Source organism: bacterium (genome assembly GCA_009926305.1).
Classification (GTDB): Bacteria; Bdellovibrionota_C; UBA2361; order UBA2361; family RFPC01; genus RFPC01.
Map to the genome: position 1 here is coordinate 20,893 of RFPC01000012.1, position 24,018 is coordinate 44,910.

A 24,018-nucleotide genomic window follows, 5' to 3' on the forward strand; every position below is an offset into this window, starting at 1 on the left:
TATCGCCTATTTCAAAAGGGCTTATGAGTAGTCTAGAGCACAAATCTCTACGCTCGACGCCCGAGAAGAAAAGAGGATGACTTTCTTCCCTTCTGTGTCGGTTGAACGGGAGCAGAATTCGATACAACGCGAAAAAATTGCATGGTGTACTCGAGGCCACTAATATACGCCAAGATAATAGCACCGAGTAAGCTCTGAAGACCTATATACTGGGCAGTAATTTGTTGGCGGGACCACTCAAAGAGAGTGATATCCTCAATCAACAGAAAAGTAACTGCAATCACTTGAAGCAATGTTTTCAGCTTTCCAAGCTCAGCCGCTTGAATGACGACTCCCCTGGTAGCGGCCAAACCACGAAGTCCCGTAATCCACAACTCACGCGCAAGGAGCAAGACAACCATCCATGCTGGAACAATCACATAGTTTGTTTCTACGGAACGCATGCCGACCAGAGTAATCAAGGGACAGAGGATCAACAACTTATCGATAAGAGGGTCAAGCAACGCACCGAAGTCTGTTTCAGCATCAAGTTTGCGAGCCAACCAGCCATCGACCACATCCGTAACCGCAAGTAGAAGAAAAAACATGCTGGTAGACCACCACGGCAATTCAGCGCGTATCGCCATAAAAAATAATAACACTGGAATACCGATTAATCGGAGAAGTGAAACAATATTGGGGATCATTATTCTCATGCTGCTTTATCCTAAACGTAACTCCTAAGCCCCAGCCTCCGCATATAAGCTCTGAAGTTGCAGAACTTTTCGAATATAATTCTGCGTCTCTGAAAATGGTGGTATTCCATTAAACTTTTTTACAGCATTTTCTCCAGCATTGTATGCTGCCAACATGATTTTTGTATCCCCATCATATTGCTTCAATAACTTCGACAGAAGTTTGACCCCTCCCTGTATATTCTGACTGGGCTCGAAAGGATCCTCAATTCCAAGAGACTTGAGATGAAAAGGCATGATCTGCATTAAACCGAGGGCGCCCTTCGGGGAAACAGCCGCAGGGTCATAGGCAGATTCAACGTGAATGACAGCACGAATAAGAGACGTTTTGACTCCATACTCACGCGCTACTGAATGAATAACTGTAGAGTAGCGATGTTTAAACAGTCTTGCTGGGGGCCTCTTTCCTCCTCGATACCAAGAGAATCCGCTTTTTCTTCCTTCAAAAATACGAGCCTCTACTCCTGCAGGAGGAGGCTTTGAAGAGAATCTCACGACCCCGTGGGAGTCTGTGTATACATAAATTTTTCCATCAGCACATACAGTCGACGGGAGGAAGAGTGCTACAATAAGGAGCAATAGAAAAACAATAGAATATCTGCGGTCTCGCATTTTTACCCCTAATCTTCAGGGTAAAAATTAGCAAACTCTCTCGGAACCAGCACGTTTTTTCGAAATTAAAAGAAAAAGAGTGATGGGAAGAGACCATCCGCCCCCAGACGGTCCCTTCCATCACCCTGGAAGTAGCGAGGTAAAACATCAACAAATGCGTACCAGTGGTACAAAATCTCTCATGCCTACTCATCTTTCTGCCTGAGTTGAGAGAATCTTTCTCCTTTCCCCCTCTCACTGGAAAGGAGAGGGAGACGGGCGAGAGATGAGTTCTCCCGCCCGAAGCCTATTTTTCAACCTAACTGAGTAGGTTAAGAGCCAATGTCGGCTGCTGGTTTGCTTGGGCAAGAACCGAAGCACCAGCCTGCTGAAGAATGTTGAGTCGCGTTAATTCAGCCGCTTCTGATGCAACGTCCACATCTCGAATTCGGCTTTCCGCAGCAGCTAGGTTTTCTCTAGCAACAGCAAGGTTATTAATCGCAACATTCAATCGAGCTTCTGTTGCACCAAGAGTACCTCGGGTAGAAGCAAGTGACTGAATCGCATTCTGCACCGCATCCAAAGCCGCGCGAGCTGCCGACTGACCTCCGTCAGTTGTAGACTCGTTGATTGAATACGAGAGTGCTGAACTCCCTGACGATGCAAGTCCGAGCGATGACAACGTTCCCTGGACCCCACTAAAGGAGATCTGAGAGGTAGACGTTGAGTCAAAACCAACTTGTAAGGTAAGGGTATTAGAGCCCGATAACAGTTTAACACCGTTGAACTCTGTTGTTACTGCGATTCGCTCAATCTCTGAAGCAAGTGATACGAATTCATTCGCCAGAGCTGAACGCTGAACCACTGAGAACACACCGTTTGCGGATTGTTCTGCAAGTTCTGCAAGTCGACTAAGTACGTTTCCAATCTCTCCGAGAGCCGAATCAGCAACCGCAATACTCGAGATACCATCATTAGCATTTCGAATCGCTACGATACCAATCCTTTGTTCCACACGAAGAGAGTCAGCAATAGCAAGACCAGCCGCATCGTCACTCGCCTTATTAATACGCTGACCAGAACTTAGACGTTCAAAGGTTCTTCCTAGTTGGTCAGTCGCTATTCCGAGTCGACGTTGCGCCTGAAGGGACGCGATATTGTTTCCAAGAGTAACAGCCATCTTCTTTTCCTCCTTGAAAGCTCACACCAGCACAGCGTCTTTCCATAGACACCGGCAGTTACACTGCTCAAACTGGCGATGAGGGCCACATCTTTAATTAGTTGCGAATGAAGTCTCTTTCTGTAGGTCAGTGACAATCCACCCGCATCACACACAAAGAGGGGGACGGCATAGCTTGAAAAATACTTAAGAGAAAAATGACTTGCTTGATTTGTTTCAAACCTTTCAAACTCTTAGCGATACTCTTTTCAAAGTACGTTACTCTCAGTTTGTCTAATTGTCAGTTCGCAAATGTATTCTCCGTAAATCAGTAACGCTTGATACGGTAGGCGCCAGAGTTATTAAACTCATATTCCCTTATGGTGGAAATTCTTAAGAACAACTACCATTTTTCATGATCGCTCCATTTTCGATTTCAGAATTTTTCTTGCCAAGACGTAACCCCTTTTAAGGCGGAGGATGTAGTTCCTCAACAGTCTTTCACTGCCCCAGACGTTTTTCTGTGAATGAGATTGTGTTGAGTATTCGCTGACGGACAGTAGCGGGAAAATTCATATTTTCCCATGTAAATTGCTAAATTGGAGTCAGATAGATCGAGTTTCTTCGGTCTAGATCTCGGTATCAGCCGGTCAAGGATCGACTAGTTGCTGGCTCTGTATAATCAAGGAGGAAAAAGCCATGGGTATTACTCTTGGTACTAACATATCATCCCTTCAGGGTCAGAGGAGACTCGCCCTGAGCACTGACGCTCTAACGCGCACGTACGAAAAGCTGAGTTCAGGTCAGCGTATTAATAAGGCGAGTGACGATGCAGCTGGTCTTGCGATCGCTGACTCCCTAAGAGCTGACCAACGAATTGCCTCAGTGGCAATTCGAAACGCGAACGACGGTATCTCGACGATTGCCATTGCTGATTCGGCTCTCGGAGAGATTGGAAACGTACTTAGTCGACTTGCAGAACTTGCAGAACAATCCGCAAACGGTGTTTACTCAAATTCTCAGCGCTCCGCGCTTCAGAATGAGTTTACTTCACTCGCTTCAGAAATTGAGCGAATTGCTTCGACCACCGTGTTTAACGGGGTTGCTCTCATCTCTGGTGGTGCCACAACCACTCTCCAGGTCGGCTTTAGTTCTGCCTCTACCTCTCAGATTCAGTTCTCAGGGGTACAAGGAACACTAGCAGCGCTCGGATTGGCTACTACGGGGTCTTCAGCCCTGAATTACTCAATTACGGCAGCCGGAAGTGATGCAGCTCAGTCGGCATCACGATTTGCACTTGATGCAGTAAACTCTGCGATTACCTCTCTTGCGGTACAGCGCGGAAATCTCGGTGCAACTGAGGCTCGTCTCAGTGTAGCGATTAAAAATCTCTCGATCTCTCGAGAGAATTTCGCTGCTGCTGAAAGCCGCATTCGTGATGTGGATGTAGCTTCAGAATCTGCTGAGCTGACTCGGTTGAATATTCTTCAACAGGCTGGTGCAGCAGTGCTTGCACAGGCTAACCAGCAGCCACAGCTAGCATTATCCCTAATTGGATAAACTGAAATAAATCTGCTCCGATAGGAGAAGCTGCGAAGAGATACTTCCAACTCTCAACTCATCTTTCGCCATCGGAGCAGATCTTCCCCTCTCCTCTTTATAGGGGAACTACTCTTGGCTAGGCACCAAGGGATTCTACAAGCGAAGGTAGGTGCTGAATTTAGTGCCTCGCTACTTTCTGCTCCAGGCTCTGCTTCTTTCCACGAAGTCGAGCCTGGATTTTTTTTCTAACCCCCTGAGTTTTCAATAGTTTCAAGAAATATGGGTATTACCCGTATATTTTGCTTAAGAAAATCTACGGCTCTACCGTTACCTCATTTGTAAGGATAAGTAGTCGTGAAGTTCTTACCACGCTGGCAGAAACATTCCTGTTTCGAAAGCAACTCGCAGTACCGAAGGCAGTACCAGAAAAGTAGCGGGGAAAGACCTCAGAAACCTTTCCCATTGAAAATTAGTGAACTTACGCCCACGAATCGAGCTGCAATGGATTGCAGTATATCTCTAGCGGTATGAGCTGCTAGTGAGACGATTCTTTATTTCACGGAGGAAACAATGGGTATCACACTTGGCACAAACATATCTTCTTTACAGGGTCAAAGACGACTCGCACTAAGCACTGATGCGCTTAGTCGTACCTTTGAACGTTTAAGCTCAGGTCAGAGAATCAACCGAGCTGCAGATGATGCGGCTGGATTAGCAATCGCTGACTCCCTGAGAGCCGATCAACGAATAGCAAATGTTGCTATTCGAAATGCAAATGATGGAATATCAACGATTGCCATTGCTGATTCGGCACTAGGAGAGATCGGAAACGTTCTTAGTCGACTTGCAGAACTTGCAGAACAGTCAGCTAACGGAGTGTATTCGAATGACCAACGTTCAGCACTTCAAAACGAATTTCTTTCTCTTGCATCCGAGATTGAGCGAATTGCTGTCACCACCGTTTTTAACGGAGTAAACCTTCTTTCTGGTGGTGGTACGACGACGCTTCAAGTTGGGTTTGATTCAGCTTCAACATCGCAGATATCATTTGCTGGAGTTGAAGGAACCCTACAAGCTCTTGGCCTTGCGAACACTGGAAGTTCTGCGATTTCATATTCTATCTCGGCCTCCACTGGAGATGGAGCACAATCCGCTGCACGTGCTGCACTTGATGCAGTCAATAATGCAATTAGCTCTCTAGCAATACAGAGAGGGAATCTCGGTGCTTCAGAAGCGCGATTAAGCGTCGCAATCAAGAATCTCTCTGTCTCTCGCGAGAACTTCGCAGCTGCAGAGAGCCGAATTCGCGACGTTGACGTAGCGGAGGAGTCAGCTGAATTAACGCGACTGAACATTCTTCAGCAGGCTGGTGCTGCCGTTCTTGCTCAGGCAAATCAGCAACCTCAGCTGGCACTTCAGCTTCTCGGCTAATAGGTTCAATCTGAAGCCTTCGAGGTGAACATTCTCACCCGATTGCTTCAAGCATAGCCGAACGGAAGTAACAGATTTTGGTGCCTCGCTACTTTTGCCCAGGTCTTACTGGGAAACTGGTAAGACCTGGCTTTTAAACGAGCCCAAATTCATAAAGAGCTGAAGGAGATGTTTATGATGCTGCACCCGAACGACATCTTCCTCTGATTCACAAACATGAACAGAGGAAGATGTCTTCTTTCCATTGATGAGCAGCTCACCTAATCTCTTGAAAGTAGTACCGCCCCTGCCATAGCTCCAGCGGCACAGATACTGATAACTGCCCGCTTTTTTCCACTCCGTTTTAACTCTCCCGCAGCACTTAAAAGAAGACGTCCACCCGTTGCAGCAAATGGATGACCGATAGCGATTGAGCCTCCATTCATGTTTATCTTCTCATCAGGGATATCACCAAACGGCTTCAATTTTGGATATTTACTCCATCCCTGGGCCCAAGCCATCCGATTGGCAATAACTTGCGCAGAGAATGCCTCATGAATCTCAAAAATATCTATATCAGCGACACCGAGCCCCTGGCGCTCCAGTAATCTCGGGAGTGCAAGTGCTGGAGCCATTAAGAGCCCATCTTTCGGGTCAATGGCAGCAAACTCTATGGCATCGATATATGCGAGGGCTTCTCTTCCCTCTGCCTTTACCTTCTCCTCAGACATGAGGCACACCAGAGAAGAACCGTCTGTGAGCCCACTCGAATTTCCTGCTGTCAGAGTCCCCGATGCAGTCCGGTCGAAAACTGGTCGCAGACTAGCGAGCTTTTCTTGTGAAGTTTCCTTTCGAATGAAGTTATCGCTATCAACTCCCTCAATCGGCGCGATTTCTGTATCAAGTATTCCAGACTCCTTCGCTGCTGCTGCTCTCTTATGACTCCGCAGTGCCCATTCGTCTTGTTCCTCACGTTTAATACCGAACTCCTTTGCAGTGAGCTCGCAGTGCTGTCCCATCGTCAGCCCGGTTGAGGGCTCCTTAGGACTCGGAGGAACAGGAAGGAGATACCCTGGCTTAAATTTCAGCGCCGCTTTCAATTGGTTTTTGAATCCTCGAGCCATACTCAAGTTAAGAAAAAATTTCTCCGCGTCACGCCGAAGAGTCAGCGAAGGCTGAGACATCGATTCAGCACCACCAGCAAGTCCACTCTGAATTCGCCCACACGCGATTCCATCCCGAATGAGGTTCACTGCGACTAATCCACTGATACAATTATTTGATACAAAATGACCAGAGAGACTCTTCGGAAGACTAGAGCGCAAGACAAGCTCACGAGCGGCATTCGGGAATCGAGGATCTAAGAGAACTGTGCTAAAGGCTATTTCATCGAGGTCTGATGGAGAAAGCTCAAGATCTTCAACTGTCTTCTCCGCCACATGAATCCCGAGATCTAGAAATGAGAACTTTTTCAAAAGTGTTCCAGCTCGTGTAAATGGAGATCTTTTTCCTCCAACGAGCGCGACTCTGGTCATAGCTTACTCCTCAATAGATTTGCATGGTTACCCTACTCTGAAGACAGATGTCTCACAAGAACATGAGTGCTGACTCATGGTCGCAAGTATTGAGTAGAAATGCAGGTGCAAAAAAAAGAGGCACCTCTGGGTCAATGAGGTGCCTCTTTAAGGTGAGTTATGAACGACAGAAAACGATTATGCTGCAAAAATCTTCAATTGAGGGTCCTTGAGATGCTCGCAGTTCGGAGGAGTGAAGATTTTTGGGGAAAGCCGATTAAGGGCTTCCCGCAGAGGGGTAGCAGCGTCAGGTCGAAGCCAGTGAAACTTTCTATCTTGGGCCAGCTTAGTGGCAACTGGAACTCCCCTCAGCTCTCGTTCACGCTCTTTCGAGCCATTGGAAAGACTTCTTACATCTACCCCATAGGCATTCTCTACAATACATTGGGCAAAGTCGGCAGCATCTTTCTGCCAATCTCCATAGGGAAGGACTGGACTCACCTGAATTCTTACGGGGATATCAAATCGTGATAAGGAGCGAATCGCTTTTAAACGCTCCTCCACTCGAGGAAGACTTGGAGTATAACGCTGAGCTATCTTCTCGAGAGGAGTTTCTAATCCAAAATTAACTATACACCGACTTCCCAGGCGTTTAAGTACAGGAAGAGAGAGTACCAAGAGTGGCGACCGTGTCTGAATACAGAGGAGACCTGGAGTATATCTTTCAAAGAGCGAGAAAAATTTCATAGACGCATCAAATCTTCCCTCAAAAGGATGTAACGGATCATTGTTTACACCGAATATAATCAGCGTGTGTCTTAGTTTTCCCTGAGAGGACAACCGCTTGAGCAGCTTTTCAAGCTCCCCTCGATGATTTTTTTGCTCTATGAAATACCGACTACGGAGTCGAACCGGCCGCTGCTCTCCCGGAAGTCTTAAAGAAAACTGCTGAAGAGCGTCGTGGTGTGAGCGTACCACATGTTGACCCACGGCAAGCCCGTTTTCAAAGGAATCCACGGTATAGACGATAGTTTTCGACTGACTGTCTTTCGATAGTTTTTGTGAGCTCATTTTACCTCCTCAGTGAAACAGATTGTTGTGCAGAATCAGTTTCGACCGAATATTACGTAGCTTTAACTCGGTTAAAGCTTAAGATGAGCGACTCAGTACTTGGATTCACCGAAGGGAAGAATTTAGTGAGACATCTCAAGCTAACTGATATCAATATTTATTAAAGACTGTATTTACAGCACGTTGCGCGTATAACATTGTTTGTCTATTTGGCACAGGGTTCACTGATTAAACCAAAGGTAGGCCAACCGCCCAACACCTCAACCAGAAAGGGCTACAAAACCCCATTCTGAGTGCTTGAAAGCGTCCTCGAGAGTGCTTATCGTACAGGGGTTAAGATACCTGTTACTAAACTTTAGGAATTATCAATGTCAGAAAATGTTAAAGCGATTGCTGATTCGAACTTTGAACAAGAGGTTCTTGAATCTTCTCTTCCAACTTTAGTTGACTTTTGGGCTCCCTGGTGTGGTCCGTGTAAAAGCATCGCTCCTATTTTAGAGGAACTTGCCAGTGAGTTCGACGGCAAGGTGAAAATAGTAAAAATGAATGTAGATGAAAATCCATCAACTCCATCCCAATACTCAGTACGGGGAATACCAAACTTAGTATTGTTCAAAGGTGGAGAGGTAATCGATCAAATCGTGGGAGCTGTACCAAAGGAACAACTCTCAGACGCTATTAATAAAGCACTCTAGGCTGGTAGTACTCATAGTCTTTAAAAGACGTCAGCGGAGAATAATTTTCGCGAAAAGAGACGCGACGAAAGGTCTTTCCTTGACTCGACAGCGAAGGTATCTGTGCGCCTGTGGTTACGAAGCAAATTCCACGGCATGAGGGTAACGCCCTTCGAACGAGTACAGTTGTCTCATCTCTGCGCTGATAAAGAAAAGCATCTGAATAATAGCACATAAGACTGCCGAACCTGTCGGTTATAAGGTATTTGATACAATGGTTTCTTCTAAGAAAGTAAAGATTCGGACCGGGGCTAGAAATCGGAAGAAATATTATATAAAAAACAAGAGATCGACTTCTTCGTTATTTGAGAGCCGAATGGATACCAAGCACTTCTTCAAAAAGACAACAACCAGTGAGAGAGAACACCTCCGAAAAGCTCTCAACGAAACTATCAAGCGCTTCCTCAGCCTTGAACAGTCTGTATATCTCGAAAGCCTAGGGATATTATTTGTTTCCCTCACTGAACAGACCTCTGCGCATCGACATCAAGAGCAGATTGCACTACGAAAAGATCAACGTTTGAAAGTCTGCTTCGAAAAATGTAGCGAACTGATCCCATATCAGAGAGAAAAACATCCTGCAGTCGTGGAGACAGCGGAACTGACACAACACTTATATGTATTGCTTCCGATAGAAATGCAGATAAAGTACACCGAGAGAACCACTCGAAAGTTGATAAAGGGATTAATTCAATCCATCCGTACTGAAGTTGTTGTTGATGGTTTTTCTGGGCAAATCTCATCTATTGGAAATTTATTTGCTCTCCATAATCGTCAAGGTGCAGGGATAGATGACTGGTTCGCGGGTTCGGATATTTTTATTGCTGACAAACTGAACATGTTGAAGCGCGTATCAATTCAGTCGAAATTTTGTCAGCCTACTTTGAATAATGCATGGGAGCTTTTTGAGGCGTGCTATGGTGAACCGCTTACTCGCTTCTCACTAAATCTTGCTGAGGAGCTTGAAAGCCTTGGCTATGACCGAGAATTCTTTCAGGCGAACTATACCGAAAGTGAGGCATACGTAAACGTTGCCGCTTTTCTACAAGCCGATCATCCTTCTTCTTCTCGCTCCACTATTCTATTATCAACTGATGGAATTCGTTATCAGACCTCGACAGAAACAGAACTCCCTTGTGAATTCGTATTTCAACTTGAAGCAACCGAATTGGCAGAGGGCAATACGAAGTCAATCGCAGCTCAGACCTTGACCGTTGCGAAGAAAGCCATGACTCTAGCATGGATACTCCACCAAAGTTTTCGCAAAAAGTCACTCTCCGCAGGTATGGGAATGGGAACTGAAACAGTGCTGTCGAAAAGTCATCCAGAAAGCAAGGACGGAATTACAGGAATATTTCTAACGCCCTTCTCAAAGGTAACATACCCGCAAAAATGTGAGGGGGGTGATTTCCAGTATCTCAATGTTGTTGGCGTGACTGAAGATGAACTACGATTCTCAGAATCTCGCTCGCCAGAGCATCTGACTTCCTTGCTTCAATACAAAAACATGGACCAAGTGACAGCACCACAGCGTCGCTCGATCTTTCATAGAAGCAATAGAGCTTCTCAAGATAGAAAGCCCTCAGCGGGAAGAATGAAGCACTCCGAAACTACCCAGAAATTCTCAAAGACTACTATCTCTCAGGCAAATGTCTAAAGCTTTCTTTTAGCTCCACCAAAATGAACCATTTTTCCGAGAGAAGCGTTCAAAAGAAGAATTTTGGATCGCAAAGGGATTATTGCTTGAGAAACGCTCAAATTGTGTCGGCATGAAATTGACTCTCATCGTCTGCTCGATAGAAGAACTTGTAATCGGAGAACGCTGGCTTTTGAGTTCGTGAGAAAAAGAAAATCTTGAAAGAGACCGCTCAAGTGCGAGTTGCTCTCGCTCGATTCGGTGCATGTCCCACTCGTCATGGCGGGGTATCGTTAGCCACTCCTCAACAACCTCGATTGCAGTCTTCATGGATGGAAAAAAGAAGTAGGTCTCTGTAAGGATCCAGGATGAGATCGACCAAGTAATACAAAGTGACAGGAGAAACCGAATCATAAAAACCTCTGTAGAACACTACGAGTTTTTCGCAGTGTCCTTACCGTCGTTATGGCTATTTCGAAAAGCTCTGAGACACTTAGAGTGATTAAATTTTCAATGCTGAATGATATCAGCTGGTTACCGAGCTTCTCGCTTCGCTAATCAACTTCAGTCCAATCAAAAAATTGACGATATTGCTTTCAATGAATGAAAAACCAGTTACATCGCTATGACAGAAGACTCGCGCAGCATCACGGGGCTGATTCTTGACTCCAATGAGGAGCGCCGAATTCGGCTTAAAAGTGCAACTCAGCTGGTGCCAGAATTTACAAAAGTGACCGTTGCTCAGACTCTGAGAGATGCTCAAGAACATATTCGTACTGCTGAGGAATCTTGGGATATTATCTTTATGAGTAATGAAATGGATGAGGCAACCCTCGGACACTTCATAGAGTCCTCAAAAAATACTAGCTCTGCTGCTGATGCCGCATATATCTTGATTTTAAATACGAAAAAAAAAGCCTCATCAGATATCTTCTCAAATATGCGAATCGGCATAGATGGTCTTCTCTACCAACCATATTCTATCGAACAGCTCATGGAGATTATAGATATCTCTGCGCAACTAAAACAACAGACTCCTGGAGCGAGGGAAAGCGCTGCTATTCAAATATTACTTAATGATGTAATAGGACAACTTGACAGATTAGCACTACTCAAGAAGCGCGGATATGATGTGAAAAAAGGAGGGATACAGCTAGAAAAACTGTGCGCTAATCTCAGTAAAATTTCACCAGAGGAGCTAGAAGGATACTTTAAGACCGTAGTGGAGACTTTTGAAAATGCGCCTCTCCCAACTACTCTTGAGAAGTCTCTGTACAAAGGACCAAGTCAGCGAGTTCGAGAAATGCAAGAACGGAGATTATTGCAAAAGCTAGAACGGTTTTAAGAAAAGGGGCTTATCTCTCAATAGAAACACGTTAGGCACATTAATTGCCGTCTTATACCACTACGGTTTCAACACAATTTTACCGAAATGCTCGCCTCTCTCCATCCTTTGTAACTGTTCTCTTCCCTCTGCCAAGGGATAGACTCCATCAATGACAACTTCAATATCTTGATCGAGTAGAAACTGCAAACCATCCTTCCAATCTTCACGACTTCCCATCGTCGATCCAATAATCGATATCTGTTTTCCGAATATGAGTCGATTATCGAGCGATAGCTGATAGCCAGATGTATTTCCAACAGTGACTATTCTACCGCCCCTACGGACACTTTTTAGACTTTTTGTTAGAGTATTGGCTCCTACATTATCGACTACAAGATCAACCCCTCTTCCCTTGGTCAACTTCATCAGTGTCTTATGCCAGTCCTCTGTCAGGGTATAATCAATTACGTCAGCTGCTCCCAGTGATCGTGCGCGATTTGATTTCTCCAAACCTCCTGCAACTACATATACCTCACACCCCAACGCTTTACAGATCTGTATCGTAAGAGAATTAACTCCTCCTCCACTTCCTACAACGAGAACACTTTCTCCCCTCTGTAAAGCCGCTCTCGCAAAAAGCATCCGCCATACAGTGGTCACGACTAAGTTTGGGGCTGCAATTTTTTCTGCTGCCCGATTCAAATCTACTTTTAAGAGATTCTCTGTTGGCACATCTACGTACTCAGCCAATCCACCCCAAATATGCTCGCCCAAAACCTGATAATTAGGACTAACAGAGGGCTCTCCTCGGCAGGTAAATTCATCAGAGGCGGGGAGAATGCCTGGATAGACCGCGACACGATCACCTGCTGATATCGAATGAGTACTGCCTTCCTGAGCAACTACGATCCCACACACATCGGCACCAGTTACATGTGGTAAAGGTAAATGTAACCCCTTCCAACCACGCCGAATCCAGATATCGAGATGATTCAGAGCAACAGCCTCGACTTTAATACGAGACCAGCCTGCTCTGAGAATAGGAAGTTCCACTTCACCGTATTGAACCTTCGTACTATCACCATGCTCGGAAAAATAGAGTGCCTTCATTTTCATACCATTCACCTCTACTTTCGCGCGAAAGATAACGCCAACCAAGCACCGAGACGGGAGATCTCCGTGCAGTTCCACTTATTACAGGGAAAATACTCACGAAGATCAGACCATTGTTCATACAGAACGCCGGATATCATCAATACTCCTCCTGAGTTCAGGCATCGATAATATTCTTCAGAGAATTCTCTATGCAAATCAGAGTACAGATTGGCTACGATCAGATCTGGCAAATCAACACTCTGTTTCGAAAGATATATTCCTCCTGCAAATGGCTCCTCTATAAAATGGAGATCCTGTGCATTGAGTTGGATATTATCCTTTGCATTCGCTATCGCTAAACTATCATACTCCCAGGCAGTGACGGTACCACCAGTTAATTTCCGAAAGATAATCCCCAGGATGCCACTGCCTGCGCCAATATCCCAAAGAGAATGTGATGCGTGCATAGAGCTGCTCTGTTTGATCAGAGATGCGATCAACATTCTCGTTGTTGGATGATGCCCTGTACCAAATCCACTTCCAGGACGCAGCAGAACATCATGAGGGGAATGCTTACGCGTTTCCTCACCAAGCACTGGAATAATTCGAACCTGACCTGCATCTATCGGATACCATTTCGAACTAGACAAAGAGACATAGTCAAGCGAAGAGTCAACAGGTTCTCCATGTTCTATTGAAAATTCATAGTCCTTTGATAAACTGTTCAGAGCTCGAGAGACACTATCTGAGTCATAAAACAACTCTACTCTTCCATCGTCTTTCTCTACGGCACCTAATGCTCCACTATCAATGAGCAAATACGAAACGGTTTCCGCATCCTTCCCACTGATTATAATATTTTGATAGGTCTTCATTGAGCATTTCGGTTAATCAATTCGAACAGAGAGAAGCTGCAAACCTGTCGGCCGTTGAGAGAGCTGCCACGAACCAGGCTCAATATTCGGAAAAACAATCCGACCCGACTCTTGAATCGTTGCCCTCCTTGTATCTCCAGCTCCACTTAAGTCCATGAGAACTATATTACCTTGCACATCGCTATTTTTCGAAAACTCCAGAGTAATGGTGAAAATTTCTTGAATCCCCCTTTCTACCGCAAGAGTAAGACCTCGTTCATCTATGATTCGGCACTCGCGAACATTTACCTCATCAGCCACAGAGAAACTCCCCAAAGGGTGCATTGCCATGAGATGTATTAAGAGGAGGAATCCGAACAGAGAGAACTGAGCTATTAACGAGAGTGTTCTTCCTTGCCTCATCTCAACTCCTATCCTTTTGCCAATCCGATATCTAACCGATACTGCTGGCCTGAGAAAGATATCCGTTCGACAGCATGGTACGCCTTTAGTCTCGCTTCTGTTCGGGTCTCTCCTATCGCGCTTACGCCAAGCACCCGACCACCATTTGTCACTACGGCAGATTTTTCCAGAGCTGTTCCCGCGTGAAATACCACTATGTTCCCCAAAGCCTCTGCCTCATCAATACCGATGATTTGATCGCCTCTCGCAGAAGTGAGCGGATATCCCTCAGATGCCATCACGACACAAACAGCAGAATCAGAGCTTATGCTCGGCATAGCATCAATCACTCCTCCTGTAGCCAGTCCATACAAGGTTTCCGTAAGATCTCCTGAAAACCTCCTGAGCAAAACCTGTGCCTCTGGATCCCCCATTCTGGCATTAAACTCAACAACGCGAAGTTCTCCAGACGGAGATACCATTAATCCTGCATAGAGAAATCCGGTAAATTTTCTTTCACGTCTCTCTAATTCGACGAGCACTGGCTTAATGATACTCTCAACAATCTCCTGCTCTCTTCCTGACTCAATATTTGGTGATGGCGAAACGGTTCCCATTCCGCCGGTATTCGGGCCGCGATCACCGTCATAAATCCGCTTGTAGTCGCTTGCAGTTGGAAATGCAACCGTTCGACTGCCATCAGTCATGACAATAAAAGAAACTTCCACTCCGTCGAGAAACTCCTCAAGTAGAATTCCTTCGGCTCCTTTTTGATTTTTAAAATGTTCTCTAATCGCCTCTTCAGCCTCTGATTTACTCTCTGTAACAACTACTCCCTTGCCAGCAGCCAGACCATCAGCCTTGAGAACAAAAGTCGGTCCAAATGTTGGTAACGCCGAAAGCGCTTCCGCTTCATTTGTACAGAACACATAGTGAGCAGTGGGCACACCAGCAGAGGTCATAACTTCTTTTGCAAACTTTTTAGAAGTTTCTATCTCAGCTGCTAGGCGTGTCGGCCCAAAGACTGGCAGTTCTCGCTTTCGAAATTCATCAACAATACCATCACGCAGCGGAACCTCTGGGCCAATTATCGTACAATCAATAGCCTCTTTTCCCGCAAACTCACATATAGCCGCTATGTCTGATTCAGGGATATTTATATTTTCGCCGATATTAGCTGTTCCAGGATTACCAGAGATAAAAAATATTTGATGTGGCCCAGATGTATCTTGAGCAATTCTCCATCCGAGCGCATGTTCTCGCCCGCCACTCCCTACAATTAGAATTTTCATTGTGCCACCGCCTCCTATTTTCTCCCTGCCACGAGTACGCTTCTGCCGCCGGCTGAATTCCAATGTAATGCGGCCAGAAATCTAGCCACATAGTTCTTTTAGTGCCGAAAGTGCCTTTCTGGAGTGAAAATTAAAGTCATACCGAGCTGCCGCGCTACTTCAACAACTTCTGGATCCTTCTTTGAGCCACTTGGAGTAACTACTGCCGTTACCCCTTCAGCAGCCAACCTCTCCAGACTATCTGGGAATGGGAAAAAGGCATCCGAGGCAGCTACTGCGCCCTGAATCCTATGCTTGTGCTCCTTTGCTTTGTAGAGCGCAACTTCGACCGAATCAATACGACTCGTCTGACCAGCGCCACTTCCAATAAGTTGCTGACCTTGAAACAACACTATGGCGTTGGACTTTACATGTGCAACCACCGCCCATGCCAGTTCAAGTTCCTGTAATAGAGAAGGATCCTCGAGACTACCACTCATGATCTCTCCGTCACGGACCGAACATCCTGAGAGGTCAGGACTCTGCTCAAGATAACCAAATAAAGTAGAGCGTAGCTCTGAAGCGATAGGCATTGAATAGTCACATTCTAATAATCGAAGATTCGACTTTCTCGAAAGAACTGCTCTTGCCTCATCTGAGAAACTCGGTGCAATCACAATCTCTGCAAAATCCTCTGCAATAGCCTCTGCTGCAGGTGCGGTAAGTTCTGAGGCAAATCCAATAATACCCCCAAAGTGACTTCGAGGATCACTTGCCTTCGCTCTCGTCAGTGCCTCTTCCTGGGTAGACGCAACAGAGACGCCGCACGGCGTGAGGTGTTTCATGATACTTACTACCTCTCCTGATCCAAAACGTTCTCTTTGCGAATACAAGCTCCTTGTAAGTCTATATCCAGCATCTGCATCTAAGATGTTGTTATATGAGAGTTCCTTACCCCCAATCTGACGCCATCCCGTTACGGGAGCAGATACTGACCGAAAGAGACGAGCTGACTGATGAGGATTCTCTCCATATCTCAATGACTGGGCTTGACGCCAGACCTGTCCAAAAGAGCGTTGTCGTCCTCCCGCTACATATTCACGTTCACTCAAGCTTTCAGATTCTTCGGATAAATATTTAGCAATCTCCAAATTATAGTGGGCTAGTCGCGTAAATACCTTTTGTGAGAGCTGTAATCGCAAATCAAACAAGTCAGGTGCAGTAGTTTTATTTGCCTCACTACTTCTCAATGCCTCAAGCACGGCACTGTAGTCATGCGGCTCTATAACGGCATACACAGACTCACAATTCTTTGCCGCAGCTCGAATCATAGTCGGGCCGCCAATATCAATATATTCAATTAACTCTGGGAGTGATTTTTCACCTCTCTGCTGTAACTGCTCTTCAAATGGATAGAGATTAACGGCCACCACATCAATAAGCGGAATTCCTTGAGAGCTGAGCTCTGCTAAATGTTGTGCATCAGACCGCTGCGCGAGAATTCCAGCATGAATTTTTGGATGAAGCGTCTTTACTCGTCCACCGAGGATCTCCTTCTGTCCGGTATATTCTGCTATAGAGCAGGTCGGAATGCCCTGCTCTGATAGATATCTCTGAGTACCAGAGGTAGTTAACAAAGAATATCCAAGTTCGGAAAGTCCTTGAGCAAACTCAAGAATTCCTTCTCGATCCGAGACACTGATGAGCGCAAACTTTTCCATAGAGATTCACTCCTTTCCAAAGGCGCCTAAAGGCTATCACACCCCTTTTCCCGAGTGAAGTTTCTTGCTGGTGGAAAAGTTAATTTTACGCCAATCACGCGCTTTCTGTAGGACAGTGTATTATTCGGGGGCAACGATAAAATGCCAAATAAAAATGGCATCAGCTCTAGAAGGAAACATTCATAGGTTTCAGTTGGGCTTGCTCACTCTCAATGACTCTCAATTCTGCCTCTAACTCCTCACGCAATGCCTTCCTCTCAGAGGCTGACCCGTCAATAAGAACGGTGAGAATCTCTCTTTCCCGAATATTACGGGTCAAACGAGCAAGCAGCGCATCTTTTCTTATGATGAGCTCTGCGACCTCTGCTTCAGTCTTAGAGCCCTCTTCCTTTATGGTGTCACGAATACCGGCACTGAGAGTAAGCAGAGCTTGTTCTCGCTCTTGCTGGAGCTCCAAAAGCTGCTCTTTGAGCTCAATGTTATCAGGCTCATAACGTAGAGCTTCCATTTTGCGAAGGTATTTCCATGTAATCTGGTCAAACTGAAGCTTAAGACTTCGTACTGCATCCGAAACGGCAGCAACCTCTATCGCAACAGCTAAGGCTCCCTTCCCTTCGCTATCTTTCTTACGCTGATGCCATACTGCCAATTTCCTAGTCGCTCTTTCTATCTGAATGCGAACCCTATCAAGTTCTTTATTTTCTCTTCGATTATTTTCCCTGTTGAGCTGCTCTTTTTGCTTTAGTTGATCATGCTCAAAAAACTCTATGTATCGTACAGTATCCTCTTTCTGTTCCCTTAGACTGGACTCGCGTGCTTGAAGAAGATCGATTCCCTCAGCTGCTGTTATCGCGGCTTCAAAACGAGATGGTGCAATCTTCTGATCCTCAGAAATGGTTTCTATGGAATCGGAAAGGGACTGAGCGAGATGCGCCGTGCCAGGACGAATAGCCAGATCCGACTTCATAAAGAAGGGAATAATAAGGAAAAGTAAACTCACCATACCGAGGGCTAACACAGAAAAGAAGAGGAGCTTTTCCGTTGAGAGTGGAGATCGAACATGCTTACCAACAAACGTGCTTGAGTTGGTTTGCTCTGATACTCCTCCTGATTCAGAGATCGGAATGCGCTGATCTTGGTGTCCATTTTGTGCGCCATCACATACAGAAACTATGAGAACGGTAATATTATCCGTTCCACCGCGCTCATTTGCCAGAGCAACAAGAGTTTTTACCGCCTCGCTATCCCTCTTCGAACTTAATATCTCGGCGATCTCACCGTCACGCACATGATTATAGAGACCATCAGAACAAAGAAGGTACCTATCCCCACTTCTCGAATAATCAGATAACCTCTTACAATCTGGTTCTACACTCTGACTTGGGCCAAGAGATCGGGTCAACATATGTGAAACTGGATGATTCTCTACCTGCTCTGGTCGAAGTGCGCCTGAATCTACCAATTCCTGAACGAGAGTATGATCTCGAGTCAACTGCTCTAAGGCTCCTTGACGAAAACGATAGGCCCGAGAGTCTCCAACATGGAGGAGATAGGTCTCATGAACCGTAAAACACATAGCAACAAAAGTTGTCCCCATCCCTGCAAGTTGCTCATCTTCTTGCCCACGTATAAATACGGCTTGATTGGCTCTCTTTAAGGACTCTCTCAGCTCATCTTCAGAAACATGCTCATGAAGCGATTCAATGAACGTCTTAATAGCAAGCTTTGATGCTATCGCTCCCCCTTCAACGCCACCCATTCCATCAGCTACAACAAAAAGGTTGTAGAATTCTGTCTGATTTGCTCCATAAGAATCTTGGTTCTCGTTACGTACCCTTCCGATATCGGAGGCAACTGCAGACGTCACATTGATGGGTCGCAGCTCCACAGAATCTGTACTTGTACTTTCTTTGACTTTATTCATGTATGAACCAAGTTCACAGTGCTCAACCCTAAGGGTCTTGTACACTCCCTTCTGCACTATTGAATACCGTGAATCCCTCTGATCTCCTCAGAATTGAAGACTAATCTTCCTGAAGAGTTAGATGCTGATGAATTCAAACGAGTTCAATTGAATCGACACAACTAGCTCCAATACTTCAGATTTTTTTCTAAAACAGAAATTATGACGAGACCAGCTGTTCACATGAGGCACAGACAATTCTCATCGATTTTGAAATCTGATTACCCGATTTTTTTCAAATACGGTTTGAATCCACGGTAGGGGTCACGAGAGAGGTATGATTCTCGCTCTAATTGCTGCTTGAGTCGTTCTGCTAGTATTGGTTTGTCTTCTGGGCCCACGAGCACCCTAAAATACCGCCTTTCCTTTACCCTCGCCTCTTGGATATGCGCATCCCGAAAACCGTTTTGAATGAGCAGGCTCTGAAGTTGATTCGCATCCGCCTCTGTTTCAAAAGCAGCGAGCTGCACATACCAGCCTTTAGAAAGAGGCTTTATACCACTCTCCCGAACAACCGCAGCGCTACTCTTAGGCAGGGATGCTACCACCTTCTGTTCAACGGGCGGCTGCAACTTTACTCCAGCATTCGTTATCTGATCACCACTAGTGGGATCACGGCGGGTGTCAGCAGTTATGACTTTATCCAGCGCTTGATCCTCTCCATCTACTAGCGTTCCAAGTGTCTGGCTGCGAGCCTTGTCTCTCCGTAATAGACCGGCTGCGCTCACCAGTTGTTGCTTCTGCGCAGACGTCAACTCTCCCTTCACTTTCTTATCAGAGACAAGAGCCGTCGTACTTGAGTCAGCTGATGAATTCTTGGCCATGTCTGCAGTAGTTTTTTCATTTATAACCTTTTGAAGTGGGACTATCTTCACTGGTTTTAGGTCCAGGCTCGACTCGGAATCTTTATTATGGGGCAGCATATCTTCTTGGTTGATAGTGGAGAGATCTTGTAATTCGTCATAAACCTCATCAACCATACGCTCTGAGACTTGCTTTACATCTCCACCATCTGCAATTGGAAGTCGCGGAAATCGCTCAAGGGATACAGACGCATACGTATCGAATTGCTCTTTCTTACCAACCCGAAAACCTAAAAAGAAAGAAGCGAGCAGTCCTCCTGTAATAAGTCCGATAACAATCACCGCATGACTTATTCCAAGACGGAGTCCCCAGTGAGAACGACCATCACTAAAAGAGCTATCCCTCTTCTCTGAACGATTCATTTTCATGTATTCCCTTTCTTCATCTTCTCGCTAGAGTACTCAGATATAAGTATTTCCAAAAGTACTAAGTGCTCGTCACTCTGATGGGAGCATCGGCCGACAAGTTGCTGAAAAAGGGTCATGAGCTCTTTCAGGCTCTTCTTTCCAACTCCAATGCGAGAAAAATACTCGCTTATGCCCGCTCCTATCGGCATAGAGCCAATCTCACCTAGCGCACGGCTCATCTCATATCCTGCCTCGCCTAAGAGTTCATAAATGGCCATGAGGTGAAAAAGTTCGGCGCGTTCAACAACGGAAAAGGTCTCGACTGCCTCTGCATACATGTGAGCAACTTTTTCCGTCTTTGGCCCGAGAAGCTGAGAACCTGTCCTCTCATCAAAACAGCCGATATGAAACAAACGAGGAAAAAGATTCTTTATACTCTGCTCAGCTAGGCACTTTCTCACTTCATTCCACAAACGCTGAAGACTGATAGTACTGAAGCATCGAGCCTTCAGCGCGTTCTGAGCATACTCGTGCGTCTGCTCTTCGACTGAGAATCCCAGACGGTTTTGATACCGATACATCCGAACGATACGGGTTGGATCATCGATGAAACTCAGAGAGTGTAAGACTTGGAGTTCTCTTCTTCTCAATGCCCCATATCCATCCCGAGGATCAACAAGCATAGTGTCATCAAGCCTCAGTATTTTCGTATCTGGCTCATAACTTTTAAGAAGCTCTGTGACTGAGAGCGCAATAGCATTTACGGTAAAATCTCTTCGGGCTAAGTCTTCCTCTAATGTTGCTGGATGGACCTCTGGTAGTGCGCCAGGACTCTCATAAACTTCTTTGCGAGCCTGAGCGAGGTCTAATTCAGTGCACTCTCCGTGACTATGTAAACCAGTTATTTTGGCCGTTAAGAAATTTTTAAATGGAATTATTCTTCCGCCAATACTTGTCTGAAGTGCGTCAGCAAAAGAATATACGGGACCGACGACCACCAGATCGATATCCGTCTCGTGAACCTCCTCGAGCAATAAAATATCTCGCACGATTCCACCAATGAGAAAGCACTCTACGCCATGCTGCTTCGCACATTCCCGAACTTTCCGTAGAAGATCGAATCTTTCTTTTGAGAGCATGAAAATAGTCAACGTATTTACTCCGTCAGCTCTTCCTGAATTCCTTGAACGATAGCCTGCGCCAGTTGATTTCGAAATTGTGGTGTTGAAAGCAAGAACGCATCATCCGGATGAGTAGCAAAAAATAACTCCAAAAGGACTGCTGGCATTTCAGCACCAAAGAGAACGAAAAAAGGAGCCGAATGAACCCCTCTGCCAACAATTTCCATCCCATCAGACTCCTTCGGTAATTTCTTCCGAAGAGTAGAATACATTTTGTGTGCAAAGGGCTTTGAAATTTCTATCGCGCCTCTCCAATACAGTTCACTTAAAAATGTCTGCACTCCGAATCCCTGCGTCTCTTGCATTTGACGGTTCTCTCGGCTGACGAGTTCAATTGCTTTTGGATTACTCTCATTGGATACGTAGTACACTTCAAAGCCTCGCGCTTTAGCCGCATTTTCCTCGTGCGCATTAACATGAAGACTAACAAAGAGCTCAGCACCCAAACGATTAGCGAGAGCCGTTCGTTCAAAAAGAGGAATGAAAGCATCGTACTCTCTAGAAAGGGCAACTCGACAACAGCCTGACTTAATCAGCTCTTTCTCTACAAGTTTTGCTAACGTGAGAACAAGATCTTTCTCTCGTATTCCTGAGACACCAACCGCCCCTTCATCTTCTCCACCGTGCCCTGGGTCCAAAAAAATAAGAGGCTTTTCCGAATCTCCTCTGTTCTTTTGAGAAGAGTGCCTACGTTTCCCTTCAACTCCAGCTTCATTCGTATCAAGTAAAAAAATCAGCTCACTTCGGGGAAATACATCAGAAAAATCATTTTTAATGCGGGCTACCGAAGCTTCCTCATGAAGTAAATCTCGATATATCAGATAGGCCGAATGTAAAGCATCATCAGCTAACTCATGCTGAGTATCAGCAGTGCTCATTTTTTCAAAAAGCTCTGCTGATAAACGGAGCTTTTCTGAATCTTGAGCGCGTTCTCCTATTTCTCTCTCTACTACCGCATAGTGAAACATGGCGCGAGACTTACTATCTCCCATAGGCATTGTTTTCAGCATCGTCTGAAAACGGCTTGAAAGACGACTCCAATCAGATTTTCGCTCATACTGAACATCAGTATTCCTCAATGAGCGAAGACGCGCTATCAGGCTATCGACTTCCTCCTTAAATGAGTCAGCCTGCAGATCCCCTAAAAAAAAGAAAAAACAAATGGAGAGTAAACAGCAGTTCCTAAGATTTTGATGCGATCTCTTCATGTAATATCTCCTGCACCTTATAGAGCATTTCAAGAGCTTCCCTCGGTGTACATTCGTCTGGGGCCTTACTCATCAGTAAATCACGCACAGCGGTAAGGACAAGGTCATTTTCGCGGGGCGGGACACTCTGTGAAGTCAAACGAAGAGAAAGTTGTTGACGAGGGAGAACCTTTGTCTTTCCCTCAACGGCAAGAGCATCAGCCAACAGACCCTCGGCTCGCTTCAAAATGTAATCTGGTAGGCCTGCAAGTCGAGCAACTTCAATACCATAAGAGCGACTCGCTGCTCCATTAATGACCTCATGGGTGAATACGACCTCAGATCCGTCTTCAATTACTTTTACAGAAATATTCTTGAATTGATTGAAATCATTCTCAAGCTCAATCAACTCGTGAAAATGAGTAGCAAATAGGCAGAAACACTCTACTGACGACAATAAATATTCCAATAAGCTCTGCGCAAGTGATAGGCCATCTGCCGTAGCCGTTCCTCGACCTAATTCATCAATAAGTACGAGAGAGCGTGCAGTTGCATGTCTGGTAATGACAGACGATTCTTTCATTTCTACCATGAAGGTAGAGTCACCCTCATGCAGATCATCTGCCGCACCCAGTCGAGCAAATACTCGATCAAAGGCTCCAATTTTAACTCTCGCTGCCGGGACATACGAACCTATCTGCGCCATGATAACCAGAAGACCTGCCTGACGAAGGTATGTAGACTTCCCTCCCATATTTGGTCCCGTGAGGAGAAGACATCGATAATCTGAATTTAATACGAGACTGTTTGGGACGCATTGATCGTGAACGATCTGTCTTAACACTGGATGCCATCCGTCTACAACCTCAAGTTGGGGTTCCTCATAGACAAATTCTGGAGCTACCAGATTTGCCTCTTCTGCTTTCTGCGCAAAAGCTGTTATCACATCTATAGTCGCAACCCCTGCATGAATATCGCGTAACACAGGGCAAAACTCTTGTACTTCAAGAAGTAATCCCTGATAGATTTCTCGCTCACGCGCTAAGAGATCGTGAGATGCTGACTGTAATTTCTTCTCCCACTCCCGCAACTCCTCGGTCGTAAATCGATAGGCATTGGTCAAGGTTTGCCGCGGGGCATAGTCTGAGGGCACTTTCTCACTGTTTGCTTTCGTTACCTCAAGATAGAGTCCGATAGCATTATTGGAACGAACCTTGAGGGTATTTATACCCGTCCTTTCGCGCTGTTCAGCTTCATAAGCAGCAAGCCACTGATGGGTGTCATCTGAAATTGTACGGAGCTGATCAACATGCTTGTCGAAGCCATCTCGAATAATCCCCCCCTCTGCTGTTTGTACAGGAGGAGTATCAACCAGCACTGCCTGAAGCCGCTTTAAAAGAGTATCATCGAAATAG

General features: G+C 45.6%; 21 protein-coding genes. 5 read left to right on the forward strand and 16 right to left on the reverse strand.

Annotated elements, in window-relative coordinates; all coding sequences use genetic code 11:
• Positions 1–47 precede the first annotated feature (47 nt).
• The 3 genes from pgsA to EBR25_03605 all read right to left on the reverse strand — a co-directional run bounded on the left by pgsA (position 48) and on the right by EBR25_03605 (position 2,505).
• Positions 48–695, reverse strand: coding sequence for a CDP-diacylglycerol--glycerol-3-phosphate 3-phosphatidyltransferase (gene pgsA / locus EBR25_03595; GenBank protein NBW40070.1), 648 nt, complete (start codon positions 693–695; stop codon positions 48–50).
• A gap of 24 nt (positions 696–719) precedes the next feature.
• A complete protein-coding gene (locus EBR25_03600) occupies positions 720–1,346 on the reverse strand; it encodes a DUF4124 domain-containing protein (protein NBW40071.1) in 627 nt (208 codons plus the stop codon).
• Between the two features lie 298 nt (positions 1,347–1,644).
• Positions 1,645–2,505 carry a flagellin FliC gene (locus tag EBR25_03605; protein NBW40072.1) on the reverse strand — a complete coding sequence of 287 codons (861 nt, stop codon included), beginning with the start codon at positions 2,503–2,505 and terminating at the stop codon, positions 1,645–1,647.
• 678 nt (positions 2,506–3,183) lie between these two features.
• Between EBR25_03605 and EBR25_03610 the strand changes: the two genes are divergently transcribed.
• Positions 3,184–4,044 (forward strand): flagellin FliC, encoded by an 861-nt coding sequence (locus EBR25_03610; protein NBW40073.1) that lies wholly within the window; start codon positions 3,184–3,186, stop codon positions 4,042–4,044.
• A 552-nt stretch (positions 4,045–4,596) separates the two neighbouring features.
• The gene (locus EBR25_03615) at positions 4,597–5,457 is read left to right on the forward strand and encodes a flagellin FliC (GenBank protein ID NBW40074.1); all 861 of its coding nucleotides are present in this window, start codon (positions 4,597–4,599) and stop codon (positions 5,455–5,457) included.
• A gap of 260 nt (positions 5,458–5,717) precedes the next feature.
• On the opposite strand, the gene EBR25_03620 is transcribed toward EBR25_03615, so the two are convergent.
• Together EBR25_03620 and EBR25_03625 are read right to left on the reverse strand one after the other, a co-directional pair.
• Positions 5,718–6,971, reverse strand: a complete 1,254-nt coding sequence (locus EBR25_03620) for a thiolase family protein (protein ID NBW40075.1) — start codon at positions 6,969–6,971, stop codon at positions 5,718–5,720.
• A 177-nt stretch (positions 6,972–7,148) separates the two neighbouring features.
• Positions 7,149–8,021: a hypothetical protein gene (locus tag EBR25_03625; protein NBW40076.1), complete on the reverse strand. Its 873-nt coding sequence runs from the start codon at positions 8,019–8,021 to the stop codon at positions 7,149–7,151.
• Between the two features lie 368 nt (positions 8,022–8,389).
• On the opposite strand from EBR25_03625, the gene trxA reads away from it, so the two are divergent.
• Both trxA and EBR25_03635 read left to right on the forward strand, forming a co-directional pair.
• Complete coding sequence (gene trxA / locus EBR25_03630) at positions 8,390–8,716, forward strand: thioredoxin (GenBank protein ID NBW40077.1); 327 nt, start codon at positions 8,390–8,392, stop codon at positions 8,714–8,716.
• 253 nt (positions 8,717–8,969) lie between these two features.
• Positions 8,970–10,412, forward strand: coding sequence for a hypothetical protein (locus EBR25_03635; protein ID NBW40078.1), 1,443 nt, complete (start codon positions 8,970–8,972; stop codon positions 10,410–10,412).
• Between the two features lie 9 nt (positions 10,413–10,421).
• Here the strand turns inward: EBR25_03635 and EBR25_03640 are convergent, their stop codons facing one another.
• Positions 10,422–10,805: a hypothetical protein gene (locus EBR25_03640; protein ID NBW40079.1), complete on the reverse strand. Its 384-nt coding sequence runs from the start codon at positions 10,803–10,805 to the stop codon at positions 10,422–10,424.
• Between the two features lie 211 nt (positions 10,806–11,016).
• Here EBR25_03640 and EBR25_03645 point away from each other — a divergent pair, with 211 nt between their 5' ends.
• On the forward strand, positions 11,017–11,736 hold the full coding sequence (locus tag EBR25_03645) for a hypothetical protein (protein ID NBW40080.1): 720 nt from the start codon (positions 11,017–11,019) through the stop codon (positions 11,734–11,736).
• A gap of 60 nt (positions 11,737–11,796) precedes the next feature.
• Here the strand turns inward: EBR25_03645 and EBR25_03650 are convergent, their stop codons facing one another.
• The 10 genes from EBR25_03650 to mutS form a co-directional block, all read right to left on the reverse strand.
• Positions 11,797–12,834 (reverse strand): alcohol dehydrogenase, encoded by a 1,038-nt coding sequence (locus tag EBR25_03650; GenBank protein ID NBW40081.1) that lies wholly within the window; start codon positions 12,832–12,834, stop codon positions 11,797–11,799.
• 11 nt (positions 12,835–12,845) lie between these two features.
• Positions 12,846–13,688, reverse strand: coding sequence for a hypothetical protein (locus EBR25_03655; GenBank protein NBW40082.1), 843 nt, complete (start codon positions 13,686–13,688; stop codon positions 12,846–12,848).
• 12 nt (positions 13,689–13,700) lie between these two features.
• Positions 13,701–14,090 (reverse strand): hypothetical protein, encoded by a 390-nt coding sequence (locus EBR25_03660; protein ID NBW40083.1) that lies wholly within the window; start codon positions 14,088–14,090, stop codon positions 13,701–13,703.
• 8 nt (positions 14,091–14,098) lie between these two features.
• Positions 14,099–15,361, reverse strand: a complete 1,263-nt coding sequence (gene purD / locus EBR25_03665) for a phosphoribosylamine--glycine ligase (protein NBW40084.1) — start codon at positions 15,359–15,361, stop codon at positions 14,099–14,101.
• Positions 15,362–15,459: 98 nt separating this feature from the next.
• Positions 15,460–17,061, reverse strand: a complete 1,602-nt coding sequence (gene purH, locus EBR25_03670) for a bifunctional phosphoribosylaminoimidazolecarboxamide formyltransferase/IMP cyclohydrolase PurH (GenBank protein ID NBW40085.1) — start codon at positions 17,059–17,061, stop codon at positions 15,460–15,462.
• A 166-nt stretch (positions 17,062–17,227) separates the two neighbouring features.
• Complete coding sequence (locus EBR25_03675; GenBank protein ID NBW40086.1) at positions 17,228–19,042, reverse strand: Stp1/IreP family PP2C-type Ser/Thr phosphatase; 1,815 nt, start codon at positions 19,040–19,042, stop codon at positions 17,228–17,230.
• A gap of 203 nt (positions 19,043–19,245) precedes the next feature.
• On the reverse strand, positions 19,246–20,256 hold the full coding sequence (locus EBR25_03680; GenBank protein ID NBW40087.1) for a hypothetical protein: 1,011 nt from the start codon (positions 20,254–20,256) through the stop codon (positions 19,246–19,248).
• A complete protein-coding gene (locus tag EBR25_03685; GenBank protein ID NBW40088.1) occupies positions 20,253–21,374 on the reverse strand; it encodes a CCA tRNA nucleotidyltransferase in 1,122 nt (373 codons plus the stop codon). The genes EBR25_03680 and EBR25_03685 overlap by 4 nt, the downstream gene beginning before the upstream one ends.
• Before the next feature lie 17 nt (positions 21,375–21,391).
• Positions 21,392–22,624, reverse strand: coding sequence for an N-acetylmuramoyl-L-alanine amidase (locus tag EBR25_03690; GenBank protein NBW40089.1), 1,233 nt, complete (start codon positions 22,622–22,624; stop codon positions 21,392–21,394).
• A partial coding sequence (gene mutS, locus EBR25_03695) for a DNA mismatch repair protein MutS (protein ID NBW40090.1) occupies positions 22,599–24,018 on the reverse strand: 1,420 nt, incomplete at its 5' end. The genes mutS and EBR25_03690, both read right to left, overlap by 26 nt.